We start from the raw sequence: 18547 nt of genomic DNA, 5'->3' as shown, positions 1-18547 counted from the left end.
ATCTGACGATTTTGTCAGATACTCTTCTAGTAAGGATTTATTTCGTAAGAATTAAAGGTGATAAAGGCTGTTCATAATGCTGTAATAACCACTCGCAGCACCTGTTAGCTGTTCAATTTCGATATATTCATCAATGGTGTGCGCCAAGTTTTCGCGGGATGGACCAAAACCAATGGTTTTAATACCCGCTTCACCTGCATAGTGGCTACCGTTAGTACAGAAAGAATATTGTGTGACAGTAGGGTTAAAGCCTGATTCATTCAGCCCTTTTAAAACGCTTTGTACATAAGGATCGCTCTCTTCTAATACCCAACCAGGGAAGAAACGTTCACCTTCAATAGTGGCCCCGGTGTAACATTTTTCAGTACCATAGGCATAAGAGACTTTAGCTTTAAAATCAGCATCTTGAGAAGCAAGCTCATCAATCGCTTTTTGTAATGGTGCAAGCACTTGTTCTTTAGTTTCACCCACTAATAAACGGCGATCGTAAGTGGCACGGCAATACTCAGGTACAACCGAAGCACCCGGATAAGGTGATGATTTAATGTCCGTTAGTTCTAAGATCCCTTTTCCTAATACAGGATGAACTGATGGCGTTAAGGTTCTGATCTTCTCGATCAGTTTTGCCATTTTATAAACAGAGTTGATCCCTGCATCTGGATTAGCGGAGTGAGCAGGTTTACCAAAGGTTTCAACTACAATTTCAGCACGACCACGTTGCCCAATTTTGAGGTTTAATTCGGAGGCTTCACCAATCACCACATAGTCTGGTTTATAGCGCTCAGAAACGAGTCTTGCGGCAACACCTTCAAAACACTCTTCATGCACAATACAAGAGACATAAATGCGGCCAGCAAAGTTACGCTGATTATCTTGACCGTAAAAACCTATCGCCGAAATCATGGCTGCGACAGCACCTTTCATATCACTGGTGCCACGGCCATAAATCTTGCCGTCTTTTATTTCTGCACCATAAGGCTTTTCTTTCCAATCACGTTCACTAACCGGTACAGTGTCGATATGACCATCAAAAACAAGGGTTTTCCCTGGGTGTTGACCTATTATTCCGCCAATAATATTGCCGTATTTATCAATATGAATGTCATCAAAATCATAGTTTTTCATCATCTCTTCTATGACCTTAACAACGTTACCTTCTTCACCTGAATAGCTTTTTTGTTGGATTAATAATTGGCAATTCTTAATAACTTCATCAAATCGGTTTGCTGATAACATACTGTTCACTCCAAAAGACTTATTTGTTTTTTAAAATTGTTTGAAGCTAGGCAACTCGCCATCCCACACGATATCGCGATAACGCTCAGGATCGGTGTCACCTTCAGTGCTTATCACAAGCACTCTTGCATTCTCATCTAATCCCAGCTCTTCTTTCGCACTCTGATAAACAGGTGATTGCATCAAAATAGAGAGCAAGCCTGTTGTCACTGCGCCAGATTCACCAGAAATGATGTGCGGATCACCAGGTAAAGGGTTCCCTAAAATCCGCATTCCCCTAGTCGCGACGGCATCAGGGCAAGAGAAAAATGCCGCTGAATAATCGCGTAATAAATTCCAACCAATACTATTCGCTTCACCACAAGCAAGCCCTGCCATCACTGTTTGTAGATCTCCACCAACAGGAATAGCATCCGCTTTTCCTAATACTGCAGATTGATATAAACAGTCGGCAATACGCGCTTCAGCCACAATCACTTTCGGTGCTTGTTTGCCATAAGCCGCAGTTACCATGCCTTGCACCATACCCGCAAAAGAGCCCACACCGGCTTGCACAAAAATATGCGTCGGAGGTACTTCATGTAATTGTGCGAGAGATTCCAGCATTAAAGTGCCGTAGCCTTGCATGATCCAAAGTGGGATCTCTTCATAACCATCCCATGCAGTATCTTGAACCACTATCCAGCCGTATTTTTCAGCCATTTCAGCCGTCATTCTCACTGCATCGTCATAGTTCATATCAACGATTTCAGCGACGGCACCTTCACGCAAAATGGCGTCCAAACGTTCTTGTGACGATCCTTTTGGCATATAGACCACAGCTTTTTGCTTTAACTGTCTTGCCATCCAAGCAACACCGCGTCCATGATTCCCGTCAGTGGTTGTCGCAAAAGTTACGCCATTTAACTTTTTCCTGATCTCATCACTGATCATTACCTCATAAGGTAATTCACTTATGTCCATTTCGAGGAAATCAGCAATATGGCGTGCCATCGCATAAGCACCGCCTAGCGCTTTAAACGCTTTTAAACCAAAACGGAAAGATTCGTCTTTGAGATATAACTCACCAACCCCTAAAGTTTTGGCTAACTGGGGTAAATGAAATAACGGTGTAGGTGCGTATCCTGGAATAGTTCTGTGAAAATCCAACGCTTTGGCTAACTCTTCATAATGAAAAGGGGCAAGCTCAGCGGTTGGTTTTCGCGTAAATGAACTTTGGTTAATCAGGTACTGCAATTGCTCCTGCATGGAATTACCTCTTAATCACACTTTAAAATTCGCGATAACCCAATATCGCGATTAATCGGAATACATAGGGTTATCCCCTATATCGCAATATGTATGCCAACTCACTCAAAAAGCATTGAATAAAAACATAACAATTTGATTTTAAATATTTTTATTGTTTTAACGATTAAGAGATGAAATTAATCATGCAGAAAAGCTGTGATCTAGGCGGTTTTATTTAAGTGATAAATTATCAATAATAATAAACTGTGTGAGCTTTATACAAAAACCAAATAACTAATTAATAAATAACAATTAAATTAAACACCCAAAACAGGTGATGATAATTTATTATCAATATTGATAATTTAAGGTGAGAATGTGATGCACTCGTTACTCAGTACCCTACAAGATGAAATTAGCAAATACACCGATGCCATTGCGGGTATCACTGGTACCGATGTTGAAATTATTGATAACAACTTAATGCGTATTGCTGGTACAGGTCGTTATCGCTATATGCTCAATCAAGATGTCTCCAGTAATGGGTATATTTATCGCCATGTACTGCAAGTTCAAAAAACCATTCTAATTGAAGATCCAAAAGAGAACGATCTCTGCCAACTATGTCAAAATCGCCTAACTTGTACCGAAGAGCTTGATCTAAATGCGCCAATTTTCCTTAATAATCAAGTTATTGGTGTTATTGGCATTATCTGCTCTAATCGGGAACAAAAAAAATTTCTGATGAAACAAAAACAGGCTTTTATTACCTTTATTGAACAATTTTCAGAGATGATCTCAAGTCGCGTTTTTGAATGCCTTGAAAGGCTTAGAGAGCAAGAACGATTTGGCACTTTCCGTAACTTGATTGATGTAATGGATAGAGGTGTTATTGCGATCGATAGCCAAGGCAAAATTTGGCACGCCAATCTTTCTGCTTTGCGCTTTTTTGATTGTGAATTGATTGGTCAATCTCTCGATATTCAGATGACAGGCGATATTCTTTATGGCGATGAAGAAGCATGGCTGATATTAAACCAACAACGCTATCATGTTCTGTGTAAAAAAATTACGTTTTCATCGGTTGATAATGACCAACTCAGCATGGTTATTTTTCATGATGCTCGTGATTATATGACACAAATAAATACCCTCTCTGTTGATGAAAATCCCCACTCCCCTTTAATTGGTAACTCACAAAATATGCTTCAATTAAAAAGCATGTTAAGCAAAGTCGCCGTTAGTCACGCCAGCGTACTTATCACCGGAGAAAGCGGTTCAGGTAAAGAAGTGGTTGCTTACACTATTCACCAACAAAGCCTACGCACAAAACAGCCTTTTATTACCATTAACTGTGCAGCTATTCCAGAACAACTACTAGAAAGTGAGCTCTTTGGTTATGTACGTGGTGCATTTAGTGGCGCTGATCCTAAGGGGCGTATTGGTAAATTTGAATTAGCACATGGTGGAAGCCTATTCCTAGATGAAATTGGGGATATGCCTTTGCACCTACAAGCTAAGCTTTTACGTGTACTCCAAGAAAAAAGTATCACTCGCGTTGGCTCTAATAATATGATCAATATAGATGTGAGGATCATTGCCGCCACCAATAAAGATCTGCGTGAAATGGTAAATAAAGGGCAATTTCGTGAAGATCTGTTTTATCGTCTTAATGTTGTTCCGATCCATACTCCCGCATTACGTGATCATCGGGAAGACATTGCAGAGCTTGCGCAATTTTTTGCCGACGATTTAGCATTAACTTACCAGCGGCCTGCGGCGAAGATCCCTAACTCTATTATTAACTACTTATATTCCTATGATTGGCCCGGCAATATTAGAGAGCTACGCAATGTGATTGAATATATGTATGTTATGCAAGGCGATACCGTTGATTTAAATCTCAGTCACCTTCCACCTTATTTGTTAGAAACTCCTCATTTTGATCCTTTAGAAAAAGAAAAAACCAGTGGTATCTATACTGAAACTAAAACAGACAATAGAAATAAAACTCAGCCATTAAACACACAAGAGCTTCTCAAAACTCAAAGCCTGACATCAGAATATCAAACCATTATGAGCGTGTTAGATAAAACAGGAATAACATTAGAAGGAAAGAAAAAAGCTGCTGAAATTTTAGGAATAAGCATTGCGACTTTATATAGAAAAATGAAAGCTCAATAAAATTGCATTTAATATGGGTGTTTTCATATTTAAGACACCGAATATGGGGTTAAATAAAAAAACGGACAAAGGAAATTATTAATAATAATTATTCCCACTAATACTGTTTTCATTATTATTAGGAACTCTTCTTTTAATGATTGGTTTTTATAAAGTATTGTCATTAATACAATTTAATTTTAATTCTATTTGTAACAAAATATATTTTCCTTAAAGTAAATTTAAACTATCCCCTCTTATCCTTAATTCCCCTCAAAAACATAATCAAATGAAAAATAACAAGAAAAAAATTATCTTTTATTATCTTGTTAATGAATTTCACCTATTACATAAGAGAATTTTGTAACACTGTGCATGAGACATAGCCAAATAAACACCATAGAATTCGCTTGTACACAAAATTGAAGTCATTTTATATATCCAGAATTAGTATTAATTATAAAAAACAAAGTAATAAAAATTGACTGTGAATTTTATGATTAATACTAAAAGCTATTTTATTTAAGATTATATTTTTATTAGTTTTATCTATTTAAAGTGATTGCATTACCTGGTGACTTTAGTGGATTTATATACTGTAACAATAAACTAATCTTAGAATAAATAGCACTTAATATGATTTATTAAATACTATTTATATCAATCACTAGGGGTTAACATGCCTATTTTAACAAAAAAATTACTTCCAATGGCTTTCGTTATTTCTGCAATAACGGCAAGTGCTACAGTTTCTGCTGAAGAACAAACTGGTCAGATTTCTTTTACTGGCTTAATTTATTCATCGACTTGTACTATTGATATTAATGGCACAGGTTCTGATGGTAACGTTAATATGGGTCGTTATGCTACCAGCGAATTTGGCGATGCAGGTAGCGAAGTTGGTGGAACAGCGGGTAATGGGAAATTAGATATCTCTTTAATTAATTGCCCACCACAAGGTAAAGTTAAATTAAAATTATCAGGTAAAGCTGACAGTAGCTCCGATCAAATTTTAGCATTAGATAATCCAAATGATCCTAATACTGCTAAAAATGTCGGTATCCATCTTTATGATTATGACGATTTGGCTAATCCTTACTATATCAATTTCACTGAAGAGTATGAGATTAAAGATACTGGTGATCTTAAATCCAAAACTCTCTCTTTTATTGCCAAATATGTTAGTACTGATGATGACGTTGAAGCAGGTCGTGCTGATGCAACATTAAATTACACCCTGACTTATCAATAATAAATAAATGCAGGTTAATTACTATATTAACCTGCATCTATTAAAGAGGTATTTATCGATGCTATTTAAAAAAACACTTTTAGGATTAGGTCTAATAATTAGCTCAATCACATCTTGTTTTGCTGGATTTGGATTAGAAACAACACGTGTTGTTTATAATGAAACAAATAATAATGAAGGTTTTGTCGCCTTTAATGGCGATAAAAATACTAATTATTTATTACAGTCTTGGGTCGAAGATCTTAATGGTAAACTCACTCAAGATTTTGTTATTACTCCACCATTAATTAAATTAATGGCACAGCAAAAAAATACATTACAAGTGACTAAAAATACCACTTTGCCTAATGATATTGAATCTATGTATTGGATCAATGTTAAATTTGTCGCACCAAGTAATGAAAATTTAGAGAATGTTCTTCGCTATTCCCTAACCAATAGGATCAAGCTAATTTACAGACCTCAATCCCTTAAAGATGTAAATATTGAAAAAGAAATTAAAGAGTTAAAATGGAACGCGAAAAATAATAGCCTTGTGGTATCAAACAACTCACCTTATTTTATCAATATTGGAAAACTTATTATTGATGGAAAAGAGATTGAAAAAATACCTAGCTTTCTATCACCAAAATCAGAAACAGCCATTAGCGTAAATAAAACACTTTCTGGTAAAGAAAAAATAAAATTATTTTATATCGATGATTTTGGAAAAAGCCTGACAATGGAATTCTCATTATAATAAGAGATATTATTCAATATGAAAAAGACAATGGATAATTATTTTAAAAAATCATCACTTCATTTATTTGTTGTTGGTACTTTATTAGCTTCTTTTAACATATCAGCAAACGATTATTATCCAGCCAACCTATTAAATATTGAAGGAAGCACACAACAAGTCACTAATGAAGATCTCAATGTCTTTAGAGAGAATAGCATCGCTCCAGGGCTCTATACAGTAACACTTTTTGTCAATAACAATCGTATATCAACCCGTGAATTTAATTTTATTCTCATGGAAGATGAGGATAATAATAAAATATTAGCCCCTCGTCTTTCAGCTGAAGAGTGGTATAAAGCAGGCATAGATCTTCCTCATGATGTGATTAATAAAAACAAAAATAGTGATTTTATTAATCTCAACGATATCAACAATGCAAGTGGTTATTTAGATTTAAATAGAAAACAGTATGTTTTAACACTGCCACAGTTATATGTTAACGAAGATAGATTAAAAGAGAATGAAATAAAAAATTGGGATTCAGGTATACCTGCATTATTAGTTAACTATGCCTTATCTTCATTCAATAGCCGTAGTCATGGTAATACAACAGACAGTTATTATGGCAATATTCAAACCCAAGTTAATTTAGGTCCTTGGCGTTTTAATAATTATTCAACATGGACGAAAAATGAAAATGGCGATAAAAAATGGAATACATTAAGTAATGTTCTTTCTAGAGCAATTACCAGCATTAATAGTGAGTTAATGATTGGTGATCTCTATTCCTCTTCACAGCTATTTGATTCAGTAAAATTTAGAGGTATTAAACTCGTCACTGATAGATTGATGACACCAACACAAAACAGAACCTATGCACCTAGTGTTTCTGGCATTGCCAATACAGAGTCCGTTGTCACTATCACCCAAAATGGCCAAGTGATTTATAAGCGTAGCGTACCTGCTGGTCCTTTTAATATCACCGATTATTACCCAATGAACAGTGGCGGTGATTTATATGTCAGCGTGACTGAAGCCGATGGCTCTGAAAAGAATTTCATTGTGCCTTTTTCTTCTATTGCCAATCTTGAAAGAAAAGGTGAAATAAAATATAGCTTTTCAACTGGTAAATATGACGGCAATAACAGTGGTGATGGGGCTTATGTTGTTCAAACCGAAGCTTTCTATGGTTTAACTGATTACGTCACTCTTTATGGTGGTGTACTTCTCGGCGAAAAATATCAATCTGTTGGTGTTGGTACAGGGGTAAATTTAGGGAGCTATGGCGCGATCACTACCGATTTACTCTACGCCAAATCTTCCACTAACAATGGCAATGATTCATTGCATGGCAACGCATTTAGAGTAAATTATTCTAAAAATATATCAATAACCGATACAACGCTTTCGTTAGTTGGTTATCGTCATTTTGATGCTAACTTTCTTAACTTTGCGCAAGCGATGGAGCACAAGGATACAAAATACAATCCACGCGATGGATTGAAAAATGAGTATACACTCTCTATTAACCAGCCTTTATTTTCTAATAATGCTTCAATTAATTTAAATTCTATTATTTATAAGTATGTGAGTGGCAAAACTGTTCATTCTTATAATGCAGGCTTTAACAGCGCGATTAATAAAATTAACTATAGTGTTTATTACACTTATTATGATGGCAGTCGCTATAACGATAATAATAAAAATAGCCACGATTTAAGCATGAATATTAGCATTCCTTTTTCATTGCATGAGAACTACATTTGGGCAAATTACGGTATATCGACCAATAATGATAACCAAGTATTACAAACCGCGCGTTTAAGTGGCACCTATGGTGATAAAAACCAAGCAAATTGGGATGTTTATCAAGGGTATGGCAATAAAGGTGTTAATTATAGTGGTGGTTTAAATGGCTCTTATAAAGCCCAAAGTGCTGTTGTTAATGCCGGTTACTCATATACGCAAGATAAGCAAAATATCAACTATGGTATTAGTGGTGCATTAGTTGCAACACAATATGGCGCGGTGTTTGCACCGTCATTACAACAGACGAATGCTTTAATTTTAACCAAAGATACTTCAGGTGTAGAAGTGATTAATGGTCAATCTATTAAAACTAATAATAGTGGATTAGCTGTTATTTCTGGTATGTCTCCTTACCAAAAAAATAGCATTAGCGTTAACACTAATTCAATCCCAAGTAATACTGAAATCTCGAACAATATTATTAGTAATATTATTCCGACTAAAGGGGCATTAGTGTTAGCAGATTTCGATGCTAAAAAAGGATTTAAATTCCTACTGACATTACAAACTCCGGATAAGAGTACCATCCCAATGGGAGCTAAAGCCGAAATTGATAACGATGATACGCAATTAGTCGCAAGCTTCCATCAACTCTATTTTGTTGCCAATAAACCGCAGGGCAATATTCAAGTTTCATGGACAATTAATGGCGAGCAAAAAAGCTGCCATGCAACCTATGATATTGATAATAAAACTCCCGCTAATGGCTTATATATTTTAGATACTGAGTGTAAATAAGGAAATAAAATGACCAACTTAAAAAATAAGATGAATAAATTACTATTTCTAATTTTTACTCTTAGTTTATCTTCTCTCTCTTTTTACAGCCATGCGGCTCCTGATTGTGTCAATAATGGGGGGATTAAACATGGCACGATGGATGCCAGAGGTGGCACCATTGAACTAAAAGGGATGATTAAAAAGAATCAAGAAGTAGCTCGTTTTACATTTAAGCGTGATGGCTCTGATGTTGCAGTCGCAGATTGCCCAGATGGTGCTGAGTTCTACGCTTATGCAACATATAGCGAAGCTAGCGGGGTTATACCAAGTTACTATATGGATATTGACGGCAGACCTGCATATTATGTTGTACGCAAACCTAATACCGGTTTAGATGATTATGCTTATGTTCTTATTGAGAATGAATCTGGTCTTTCATTTAGAAGCCAACCAGGACAAGAAGTCCCTGTTAATGCGCCCAAACTTAATACAAGAGATGCTACGGTAATTGTTTATGCGACTAAAGATAACCCTAAATCACAGCGTTTTACGACTCAATATATTGGCTCGATATTAATTAATCGCTTTAATTCTGGTGGTGGAACAACGGCAGTTGGTTTTAGTTATCGTTTATCTGTAAATATTATTAGTGCGCCAACATCTTGCAGTGCTGAAAATACAGATCTTGAGATGAACTTACCTAAGATGCCTATTACTGCATTTTCTGATATCGGTTTTCCACACGATAATCAATATGCTGAAGATCATCTCAGAATAAATTGCACAGGTGATGCCTCCGCTAAAATAAAATTAATGGCTCACAACACCACAAGTTATGAGGGGCAAAAAACAATTATCAAACCCGATAATGAAGGTAATAGTGATAATGCCAAAGGTGTCGGTTTTGTGGTTTCATCTCCTTCCAGTGGCGATACCGTCTTAATTAATAATCAGTTTGTAAAACTTGCTGATTTAACTAGTGGTATTAATAATGTTCCCTTAAAAGCTGAATATTATCGCTATGGCGATGAGGTAAAACCCGGCAAACTCAGTGCTTCCGCAAACTTTGTGTTGGAGTTTGATTAATTAAATACACGATAAGCAAGCAAGTTAAAAATTAAACGCACAGATTAATAACGCCATTAAATTAGATTTAATGGCGTTTTTTTATTAGTAATTATGTTGGTATTTTATTTTTAACTGTATGTTAAACACTATCATTTATATTATTTAGAAATAACCACTCACTCAAATGGAGTGTTATTTAACCAAATAGTTAAAAATAACTTGTTAATTATCTTTATCCAGCCAATAATGAAATTTCATTTAAGTCAGAAAAAGGAATTTACATGGCTACTGGATATTTTTTACGGGTAGGTGATAAAACAACCTGTGGTGGTCAAATAATAACAGGTGATGATACTTTTAGGTTTTATGGTGCCTCCGCAGCACGCGAAGGCGATCTAGTCACCTGTGGTAAACATTCTGGAACTTACCAAATACTGGGTGGTATTAGTTATGTTTTGGGAAATAATCGCCGTATTGCGGGAACCATAGACAGCTTTAGTTCCTGCCCTTGCAAAGCAAAACTCATTAATTCTATTCAAGATTGTTATATAACCGAATCATCAAGAAAACCTAGCACTCGTACAGAAAACAGTCTGACCAATGAAGCTAACACGACAACAGAACAGCCACATCATATCCGGTATCTCTGTACTGATGATAACAATCTTCCATTAGCAAATTATGAGTATCACCTCTACCTTGATGACAATCAGGCTGTTACAGGTATCACTGACTCTGAAGGTTATACCTCATGGCATCAAACAAAATCTGCCAATAATGTCTTTATACACATATTAAAGGATTAAATATGGCCGTATATTCTATATATACAAAAATCGAATCAAATGTTCCTGCCGATAATTTACTTTATGATTTGTCTATTTATCGAATGGATGAAAATAAAAAGAAATTTTATTTACTTCCCCTCGTTTCACAACAATCTCTGCAATCCAATTATGAGACATTAAAACATCAAACAGTGGATACTGACGATCCCCTTATTACTACTTATATCGTTGAGATAATGCTATATAGAAAAAATATGCTTCTAACTCAGCAAGCCCTTAAAGAACCTTTTAGACGGTTATATACCTTAGACGATTTAGCATCAGGCAAAGCTTGTTCAGAGAAAAAAAGAGAAAATGCTTGTTATTTCGAATCAAGTGGGCAAACAAAACCAGCTAATGAAGGTGATAACACCATTAAATTGCAACTTACTGTGCCTGAAAGGCAATTTATTGCAAAAGAATATCCCATAGGAAGTACTAAAGATCCGTTTGAAAAAAGCCTATTTGAATTTGAATTACTTCAGCGAATGGATCATTTTGATTATCCCAATCAAGGAGGAACAAGCTTGTGTGGGCCTGCTGCATTTTTTTATTGTCTGCTAAGAGATAGACCTGATATCTATGAACAAGCAGCAAAAGAGCTATGGCAATATGGTACAACTAAGATTGGCAACTTAAAAATAATACCAAGTAAAGGATGTAAAAAGCCAAGAGGTCGATTTCATTCAGGGAAAAAAATTAATGGCATCAAAGGGTTGGACTGGGTTACATTAGCTAGTTTACGAGATTCTGAAAATAGCATTATGAGTTATAGCGAAGTTAGTGATCGAGCTGCTGGTATCACATTTCCTGCCACATTATTTGATTGGTTCGAAAAAGCTGGATATACCAAAATAGATAATAAAACCACCCTCTCACATTCCAATCTTGAAGATATTATAGAATTAAATAACTATTTCAAAGATGGGTATACAATTGTATCTTTAATTTCTGCTGGAATGCTTGACAGGGCAGATGGTGATACTTCATGGAAGAATCATTGGATTGTTTGGAATGATGTACTCCGTGATACAGGAACACAAGATGTAACATTAGATACAGATCTTAATGTTTTTGTTAATTTAGATATGTTTTCTTGGGGAGAGGTACAAAAACAAGTATTACCATATAAAACGTTAGCGTACTTTTTACAACACACTTATGGCGCCTTAATATTTAAGAGAATAATTTAAATGAAAAATATAATTTTTATTTTGGCTCTTTTATTAATTGGTTGTGGCAATCCAACACCTAAAGTGACGCCTGATAAATTACCTAATGCAGTTGTGGATCATCCTTATTCTGAGTTAGTTTATATTTCGAATGGAGTAATAGATCGTAAAACAATAGATATAGTCATAACACCTGGCAACTCAGGTTTAACATGGACACCAAAAATCACTTACTACAGATGGGGTAATGATATTGAAAAAAGTGAAAATTTTCACCAAATATCAATTCATGGCACACCAATTCAAAAAGGAAAAATTAAAATTAATATCGAAGGATTTACCTATGGAACAATGTATGCTGGAAAAGAATTTAATAAACTTTATGAAATAAATGTTGAATGAATAATTTAACTTTTTCATGATATAAGTAGAGTTTCAATTCATCTTAAATATTCATAATACTTAAGACCCGCCAATTTCTGGAGTGTTTGAAAGAGCTTAAGGTGAGACTTCATGGAAGAATCATTGTTTTTTGGGCTGGTCCTATTTCTGATGAAAATGGTAAAAATATAAATTTAGATAATAGTCTTAATACAATAGCTAATTTTAAATCGTTTTCTTGGGAGGAGGTTAGATGGCACGTAAAAAAGGAAAAACATTAAATATATCTTAGAACATAATATTGGTGCACTTCTTTTTAAGAAGATAATCTAATATGAGATTTATTATTTACATTTTATTCCTTTTATTAATTGGTTATGGCAATCCAACACCTAAAGTGACACCTAATAAATTACCTAACACAGTTGTGGACCATCCTTATTCTGAGTTAATTCAGATATCTGGTGATGCATTAAATAGAAAAAGCGTAGAAATTATAATGCCCCCCAAAAACTCCGGTTTAGAGTGGAAACCTAAAGTTCCTTATCAAAAATGAGGAAGTAAAGTTAAAAAAGATAAAGATTTTCATAATATTACAATTTATGGCACCCCCTATAAAAAAGGTGTCATTACAATCTCTGTATTTCACTCATCCTTAGAGACTATGTATTTAGGTAAAAAATCGACAATGTTTATAAAGTCACGATAAACTAATCAATAACTTACTCATTTTTCTTTATTACTATGATTATTAGACGATTATTTTTTATATTAATTTTTTTTTACTAACTTCATGCAGTTTTTCAGGCAATAAAATAACTTATTTTCCTGATAATGAGATATTAAATGACGCTATGGTTGGAGTACCTTATTCTCAAAAGATTACTATATTAGGAGGACCAGTTATTGGTGGTGTGCACAGAAATATTGGTTTTATCTCACCCAATAATTCAGGCCTTTTCCTTCGTAATTGTGAACGCCCGAGATCTTCTACCGCAGGTAATACTGACACTATAACTCGTGATTATAAAAGAATTAGAACGCTTATCATGGGCACGTGAGTTACATACCGCTCTTGTCAAGTTTTTTTCTGAGTATAGGATAAGTTGTGAAGTGCATTATCTCATAAACGGGCGTAAAGGTGAGTGTGACCTTATAAAACACTAGGATACACTTCCAACTTAGTGTCGTCATTCATCATATGTAAAGTATTTTTCACGGTATTCTTATTCATCGATTTTCTAAAATTATGATCGCCAATAAAAATCAGCTCATGGTTACCGCTGAATTGATAAATCTGTTTTAAAATCTCAATAGATCGTCAGCTTAAAGGCTCTAAATGAAGATCACGTATTTTTGATCCACGATGAGAGTATTTAAACTCCTTTTATCACTTCACGTTCAGCTGGATATGCTTTGATTACGTTTACTACAGAGTTTCCAACCGTTAAAAATAGTTTCATAGAAAGAATGGAGATTGGTTATAAGTAACTATTGGTTCCTAAAACTATTTAATGGCCTTTTGCATTTAAACTAGTAATAATCAATGAATAATGTATTAATAATTTATGATTTACTATAGGCAATAGTTATATTAAGTGAATAATGGGATAAGTAATAATCACTATGTGTACTCAAAAAACACTACAACATAAAGTTTCTAATATCTCAATATGGCGTAAAGGCGATCAAAGAGCTCCTCACAAACCATTATTACTCCTCTTAACACTTTCTGAGTACCGAAAAGGACATGATCGACTATTTAATTATGGTAATGAGATTCATCAACAGCTATTAGAACTACTTGTTAGCTTTGGCCCATCTCGCCGAGAACATTACCCTAATATGCCTTTTTGGCGATTAGCACGTGATGGATTTTGGGATTTAGAGTCGCATGAAGAATGGTCCTTACAAAAAAATAATAAACAGCCATCAAAAAATGAGCTCATCAAGCAAAATGTGTTAGGTGGATTTAATCAAGAAAGCTATCAACTCCTTCTGCATAAACCAAGTCTAATCGATAAATTGGCACAACAAATTTTAAGTGAGCACTTTCCTGAAAATGTTCAAGATATCATAGCTAATCGCCTCGATTTTCCTCTACAAGAAATTCGCAAAAACCGTGACCCAGCCTTTAGAAAAAATATTCTTCGAGCCTACAATTATCAATGCGCTATATGTGGCTATAATCTACGTTATGATAGTGCTGTCGTTGGCTTAGAAGCAGCTCATATTAAATGGAAACAGTTTGGAGGGCCATGTACTACGGATAATGGAATTGCATTGTGTGCATTACACCATTCTGCATTTGATATGGGAGCTATCAGTATTGATGATAGTATGAAATTACTCGTTTCTAATGGAGTTAATGGCAGCCAAATGGTAGAACAACTATTTTGGCAGTTTGCAAATAAACTAATATACTTGCCTAAAAACCCCTTAGAATATCCCAATGATATATTTATCAATTGGCATCAAGAACAAGTCTTTAAACAATAAATATTAATTATGTAGATATTCTATCATTCATATTTCAAGTTTTAAATTCAATTAAGATTGTAGTCTTAAAAAGACGATAAATATAAGATCAGCGATATTAATGTGAGTAAACTGATACGGTAATCACAAACAGAAAGGTCATTATGCTTCAGTAAAAATACCAAGTGTGTCAATATGATAATTGAAATAAACTGTACCACAATAAATTATAGGTTGGTTACAATACGATATTAAGAGGTTATCATGCTAACTTTTCGTAATACGTTGCTTTTCCTTTTCTCTACGGGATTACTTTCTCCCATTGCTCTCGCCGATAACTATACTGTGACAGTTTTTCAATGTGTCAATAAAAGCCAAAAAAAAGTTAATATTAGTCTTGTAAATGGAGAATATGTCTATCAGTTTGGTAAGCTCAATCAAGGGCCTGACATAACCCTCACGAAAAAACCTGAGCAATTAGAGGGCCGCTATTTAACTCCGAAAGGAGATAATGGTGCTGCTGAAATCTATGAGATGGATTTTCAAAATGGTAATTATACTTACACCATTTCCTCTTTTTATTTTGATTCAAAACACGAAGCACAAGTAGATGTGTACCAAAAAGATAAATTAATCACTACGATAAATTGCTTACCTAATACTGTTGTCGATAATCTTAGAGAACATATTTTTGATTTACCAAATAGCAATTAGCTTTTTGTAGAGACGTTCAGGTATTATTTCACCATCACTTGCATAAGCTGAATGTCTTTAACAGACTAGACATTAATTGATGGTGACAAATATATACTTTCCGAAGATTGACAGCACACCAGCTATCCTCTCGGTGTGCTTATACCACTTAATTTATACCTGAATTATTATCCAATTAAGCTGATATCCATCTCTATGCTGAAGCATTTTCTACTCAACAAGTACGTGTAGATTAAAGATCTCTCATTTGTCAAAAAACTAATGAACCTTTTTAACTCATTCAATAACCTATCAAATACCCTAAATTATGACCTAAACTAATGAGGTTGTACTGGTATAATTTGATGCTGAGTTTTCAGTTTGATTAGCCCTAATACAAGTCGACAACTTTTCAGGCATAAAACACTCGGTGAACTTCATTGGGCATTTGATAATTTAATGATTAGTGCGGTCGTTTTTCATTATAGAGCTAGATTGATTCTTCTATTAATTTTCTTGCTTGTTCCTGATTACTCGGTTTTATCAGTAAATACTCCAATTTGAGATTGAAAAAGTGTCAACCTTATTTAGGACCGATCAAATAGATCTTAATTAATCTAAATAAATTGTATCGAGACAAGTAGCTAACATAAAAGATATAGCTAAAAAAGCATGATGGATGAGAATATAGTTAGATCTAAAGATATGTATAACACAAAAATATTTGGTAAGGATATTAGCCAAATAGGAAAATAAAGAGTGTTTGATCGTTGGAGTGAAATATTAGGGTGATATCAATGCATGAAACAATAGATTTTTATATGGAGCCAATACTTTTTTTTAAAAGCTCTAATTTTCTTTCTGGGTCTTCTGATAAATTAGAAGGATATGAAATTATAGAAGATAAAGAAAATACTATAAAACTTCTTTTTGATCAGGATGTTCCAAATCCATATGCAATTTGGAGCGATTTTTTTTCTGATCTTATATCTGAATTTTACCTTCATAAAGACTATAAAAAGGCAGATAAAAATATTCTTAAAAGAACAAAGCTGTCAACTGAAGATTATGTAAAGGAAAATATTAGGAAAAGAAAATTATATCTCATGAGAAAGAAAAAAGGATTAGTTGATAATGTCGAATATGATTTATTTTTAGAAAAAATTAGTGATGAGTGTCATCATATGCTAAATATGGTTAGTATTTATCGATATTTATTTTCTTTTAATGAGAATTCTAAATTAGAAGAAATATTCTCCATATTTAAAAAAGGTTTTATGCCATGTGGTGTTACTAAGGATAAAAAACAGTCGTTTTTAATCCAATGGTATTAAAACAGTAGTTGGTATAGAAGCTATATCACCATGAAAAAGCCGGAAAAATCCCCAATCAATTCTCGCTACATAGTTTAATCTCACTGACTTGGTCAGTCATTTTAAACTGGATTTAGCCAACCGAACACTGGTTTACCGCCCAATAAACAAAAGGTCGGGTTGAAGCTCCACCGGCATCTGCAAGTGAAATATCAGGGTAAACACCCAGCGCCAACATTTTGAGCCGTTGGTACAAACTATTATCGAATCGAGAAATACCAAAACGCTTATACCCACAACATGCAACAGCAGATACTTGATGTGAATTGGTTTTAGTATAGCGAGGAAGACTAAGTGGAAGGGTAACACCCCACAAACCATAAATTTTAGGCATAAAAAAAGACGCTTTTAGCGTCTGATTTTTGGTGCCGAAGGCCGGACTCGAACCGGCACACCCGAAGGCGGTTGATTTTGAATCAACTGCGTCTACCAATTTCGCCACTCCGGCACTGAAGTGTGTCTGGAAAACCTGCCCATTATACTTGCGTGAACAGCCCTCGCAACAATTATTGTTAGTTTTCAGTTTGATTGGCGAAAAAAAGTGCATTTAAGGTTTGTTACTATCATAAAACACGATTTATAGGTGACATCAAGGTATCTATCGTTAATGCTTTAATCATATTGTATCGATAAATCAATTATCTCGTCGTTCTTGTATCTAAGTTTAGCCATTATTTTATTTATACTTTCTTACCTCTTATTTTTTCTTTTAAATATTACATCGTCATTATATAAATTTATTAAAACTAATTTAACCAACCGATATATTTTAAATTACATAACGATAAATAAAAAAAGGATCAAAACTTGGGTTAGTGTTTTGATCCGACAGTACTGCTAATAGAGGGCTTAATTTTATTTTAATGACTATAAGTTATTTTTGTAGTGTCACTGCCCTTTTCTTCCCTGGTGTGAGGAAGAAGGTAGTTATGTTTTATTAATATAATGTACTTCTTTATCTATACTACATATTATTGATATAAGGATTTACTACTTTAACAAGGTACTTCTTACTACTACATAGGAAATTACTATTTAACACAAAGGTACTTATTTACTATTTTAACAAAGGAACAACTATCTAATATAAAGGTACTTATTTACTACTTTAACGAAGGTACTGCTATCTAATATAAAGGTACTTATTTACTGCTTTAACGAAGGTACTGCTATCTAATATAAAGGTATTTATTTACTGCTTTAACGAAGGTACTACTATTTAATATAATGGTGTTGAAATATTACTACTAATATATAACTTATTTATTATTAAAGAGGCTATTTTATAATATGCCTTCTTATTACTTCACTCTATTATTGCTGTGTTATCTTTGCTCTGTAACGCTTATATTCTCAGTCTCTCGACTTGATGAAGCTATAATAAATTTAATTTCACAATCCCACAATCACTAAATTATTACAAA

The 18547-nt window shown here is 34.2% G+C and carries 15 protein-coding genes, 1 tRNA gene and 1 pseudogene; 12 read left to right on the top strand and 5 right to left on the bottom strand.

Annotated features, from left to right (window positions below; genetic code table 11):
• Window positions 1-51 precede the first annotated feature (51 nt).
• Window positions 52-1236, bottom strand: a complete 1185-nt coding sequence (locus ABN236_RS16535) for a YgeY family selenium metabolism-linked hydrolase (protein ID WP_349474431.1) — start codon at window positions 1234-1236, stop codon at window positions 52-54.
• A gap of 30 nt (window positions 1237-1266) precedes the next feature.
• On the bottom strand, window positions 1267-2484 hold the full coding sequence (dpaL, locus tag ABN236_RS16530; protein ID WP_349474430.1) for a diaminopropionate ammonia-lyase: 1218 nt from the start codon (window positions 2482-2484) through the stop codon (window positions 1267-1269).
• A gap of 363 nt (window positions 2485-2847) precedes the next feature.
• Between dpaL and ABN236_RS16525 the strand changes: the two genes are divergently transcribed.
• From ABN236_RS16525 to ABN236_RS16485, 9 genes are all read left to right on the top strand, one after another.
• Window positions 2848-4650, top strand: a complete 1803-nt coding sequence (locus tag ABN236_RS16525; protein ID WP_349474429.1) for a sigma-54 interaction domain-containing protein — start codon at window positions 2848-2850, stop codon at window positions 4648-4650.
• A 658-nt stretch (window positions 4651-5308) separates the two neighbouring features.
• Window positions 5309-5881: a fimbrial protein gene (locus tag ABN236_RS16520; protein ID WP_088493932.1), complete on the top strand. Its 573-nt coding sequence runs from the start codon at window positions 5309-5311 to the stop codon at window positions 5879-5881.
• 58 nt (window positions 5882-5939) lie between these two features.
• Window positions 5940-6620 carry a fimbrial biogenesis chaperone gene (locus ABN236_RS16515; RefSeq protein ID WP_349474428.1) on the top strand — a complete coding sequence of 227 codons (681 nt, stop codon included), beginning with the start codon at window positions 5940-5942 and terminating at the stop codon, window positions 6618-6620.
• Between the two features lie 18 nt (window positions 6621-6638).
• Complete coding sequence (locus ABN236_RS16510) at window positions 6639-9149, top strand: fimbria/pilus outer membrane usher protein (RefSeq protein WP_349474427.1); 2511 nt, start codon at window positions 6639-6641, stop codon at window positions 9147-9149.
• 9 nt (window positions 9150-9158) lie between these two features.
• Window positions 9159-10217: a fimbrial protein gene (locus tag ABN236_RS16505; protein ID WP_349474426.1), complete on the top strand. Its 1059-nt coding sequence runs from the start codon at window positions 9159-9161 to the stop codon at window positions 10215-10217.
• Window positions 10218-10480: 263 nt separating this feature from the next.
• Entirely contained in the window at window positions 10481-11005 is a 525-nt protein-coding gene (locus tag ABN236_RS16500) for a PAAR domain-containing protein (RefSeq protein WP_349474425.1), read from the top strand.
• A 2-nt stretch (window positions 11006-11007) separates the two neighbouring features.
• A complete protein-coding gene (locus ABN236_RS16495; protein ID WP_088493935.1) occupies window positions 11008-12219 on the top strand; it encodes a hypothetical protein in 1212 nt (403 codons plus the stop codon).
• Entirely contained in the window at window positions 12220-12600 is a 381-nt protein-coding gene (locus ABN236_RS16490; RefSeq protein WP_088493936.1) for a hypothetical protein, read from the top strand. It begins immediately after the preceding gene.
• Between the two features lie 313 nt (window positions 12601-12913).
• Window positions 12914-13135, top strand: a complete 222-nt coding sequence (locus tag ABN236_RS16485) for a hypothetical protein (protein ID WP_088493937.1) — start codon at window positions 12914-12916, stop codon at window positions 13133-13135.
• A gap of 615 nt (window positions 13136-13750) precedes the next feature.
• Here the strand turns inward: ABN236_RS16485 and ABN236_RS16480 are convergent.
• Window positions 13751-13991, bottom strand: a pseudogene (locus ABN236_RS16480) (integrase); the annotation flags it as partial.
• A gap of 214 nt (window positions 13992-14205) precedes the next feature.
• On the opposite strand from ABN236_RS16480, the gene ABN236_RS16475 reads away from it, so the two are divergent.
• From ABN236_RS16475 to ABN236_RS16465, 3 genes are all read left to right on the top strand, one after another.
• Complete coding sequence (locus tag ABN236_RS16475) at window positions 14206-15078, top strand: phosphorothioated DNA-binding restriction endonuclease (protein WP_349474424.1); 873 nt, start codon at window positions 14206-14208, stop codon at window positions 15076-15078.
• 243 nt (window positions 15079-15321) lie between these two features.
• On the top strand, window positions 15322-15771 hold the full coding sequence (locus ABN236_RS16470; RefSeq protein WP_349474423.1) for a hypothetical protein: 450 nt from the start codon (window positions 15322-15324) through the stop codon (window positions 15769-15771).
• 776 nt (window positions 15772-16547) lie between these two features.
• A complete protein-coding gene (locus tag ABN236_RS16465) occupies window positions 16548-17084 on the top strand; it encodes a hypothetical protein (RefSeq protein ID WP_349474422.1) in 537 nt (178 codons plus the stop codon).
• A gap of 112 nt (window positions 17085-17196) precedes the next feature.
• Here ABN236_RS16465 and ABN236_RS16460 read toward each other — a convergent pair whose 3' ends face one another.
• Together ABN236_RS16460 and ABN236_RS16455 are read right to left on the bottom strand one after the other, a co-directional pair.
• Window positions 17197-17457 (bottom strand): hypothetical protein, encoded by a 261-nt coding sequence (locus tag ABN236_RS16460; RefSeq protein WP_349474421.1) that lies wholly within the window; start codon window positions 17455-17457, stop codon window positions 17197-17199.
• A gap of 29 nt (window positions 17458-17486) precedes the next feature.
• Window positions 17487-17571, bottom strand: a tRNA-Leu gene (locus ABN236_RS16455).
• Between the last annotated feature and the right edge of the window lie 976 nt (window positions 17572-18547).

The organism is Proteus sp. fly-1013 (assembly GCF_040140245.1).
Taxonomy (GTDB): Bacteria; Pseudomonadota; Gammaproteobacteria; order Enterobacterales; family Enterobacteriaceae; genus Proteus; species Proteus mirabilis_B.
This window is presented reverse-complemented; position numbering and strand designations above follow the sequence as displayed.

Bases quoted from the DNA above. Each gene is read 5' to 3' on its own strand.
- ABN236_RS16535 (WP_349474431.1), bottom strand. From the start codon at position 1,236: ATGTTATCAGCAAACCGATTTGATGAAGTTATTAAGAATTGCCAATTA.
- dpaL (WP_349474430.1), bottom strand. From the start codon at position 2,484: ATGCAGGAGCAATTGCAGTACCTGATTAACCAAAGTTCATTTACGCGA.
- ABN236_RS16525 (WP_349474429.1), top strand. From the start codon at position 2,848: ATGCACTCGTTACTCAGTACCCTACAAGATGAAATTAGCAAATACACC.
- ABN236_RS16520 (WP_088493932.1), top strand. From the start codon at position 5,309: ATGCCTATTTTAACAAAAAAATTACTTCCAATGGCTTTCGTTATTTCT.
- ABN236_RS16515 (WP_349474428.1), top strand. From the start codon at position 5,940: ATGCTATTTAAAAAAACACTTTTAGGATTAGGTCTAATAATTAGCTCA.
- ABN236_RS16510 (WP_349474427.1), top strand. From the start codon at position 6,639: ATGAAAAAGACAATGGATAATTATTTTAAAAAATCATCACTTCATTTA.
- ABN236_RS16505 (WP_349474426.1), top strand. From the start codon at position 9,159: ATGACCAACTTAAAAAATAAGATGAATAAATTACTATTTCTAATTTTT.
- ABN236_RS16500 (WP_349474425.1), top strand. From the start codon at position 10,481: ATGGCTACTGGATATTTTTTACGGGTAGGTGATAAAACAACCTGTGGT.
- ABN236_RS16495 (WP_088493935.1), top strand. From the start codon at position 11,008: ATGGCCGTATATTCTATATATACAAAAATCGAATCAAATGTTCCTGCC.
- ABN236_RS16490 (WP_088493936.1), top strand. From the start codon at position 12,220: ATGAAAAATATAATTTTTATTTTGGCTCTTTTATTAATTGGTTGTGGC.
- ABN236_RS16485 (WP_088493937.1), top strand. From the start codon at position 12,914: ATGAGATTTATTATTTACATTTTATTCCTTTTATTAATTGGTTATGGC.
- ABN236_RS16475 (WP_349474424.1), top strand. From the start codon at position 14,206: ATGTGTACTCAAAAAACACTACAACATAAAGTTTCTAATATCTCAATA.
- ABN236_RS16470 (WP_349474423.1), top strand. From the start codon at position 15,322: ATGCTAACTTTTCGTAATACGTTGCTTTTCCTTTTCTCTACGGGATTA.
- ABN236_RS16465 (WP_349474422.1), top strand. From the start codon at position 16,548: ATGCATGAAACAATAGATTTTTATATGGAGCCAATACTTTTTTTTAAA.
- ABN236_RS16460 (WP_349474421.1), bottom strand. From the start codon at position 17,457: ATGCCTAAAATTTATGGTTTGTGGGGTGTTACCCTTCCACTTAGTCTT.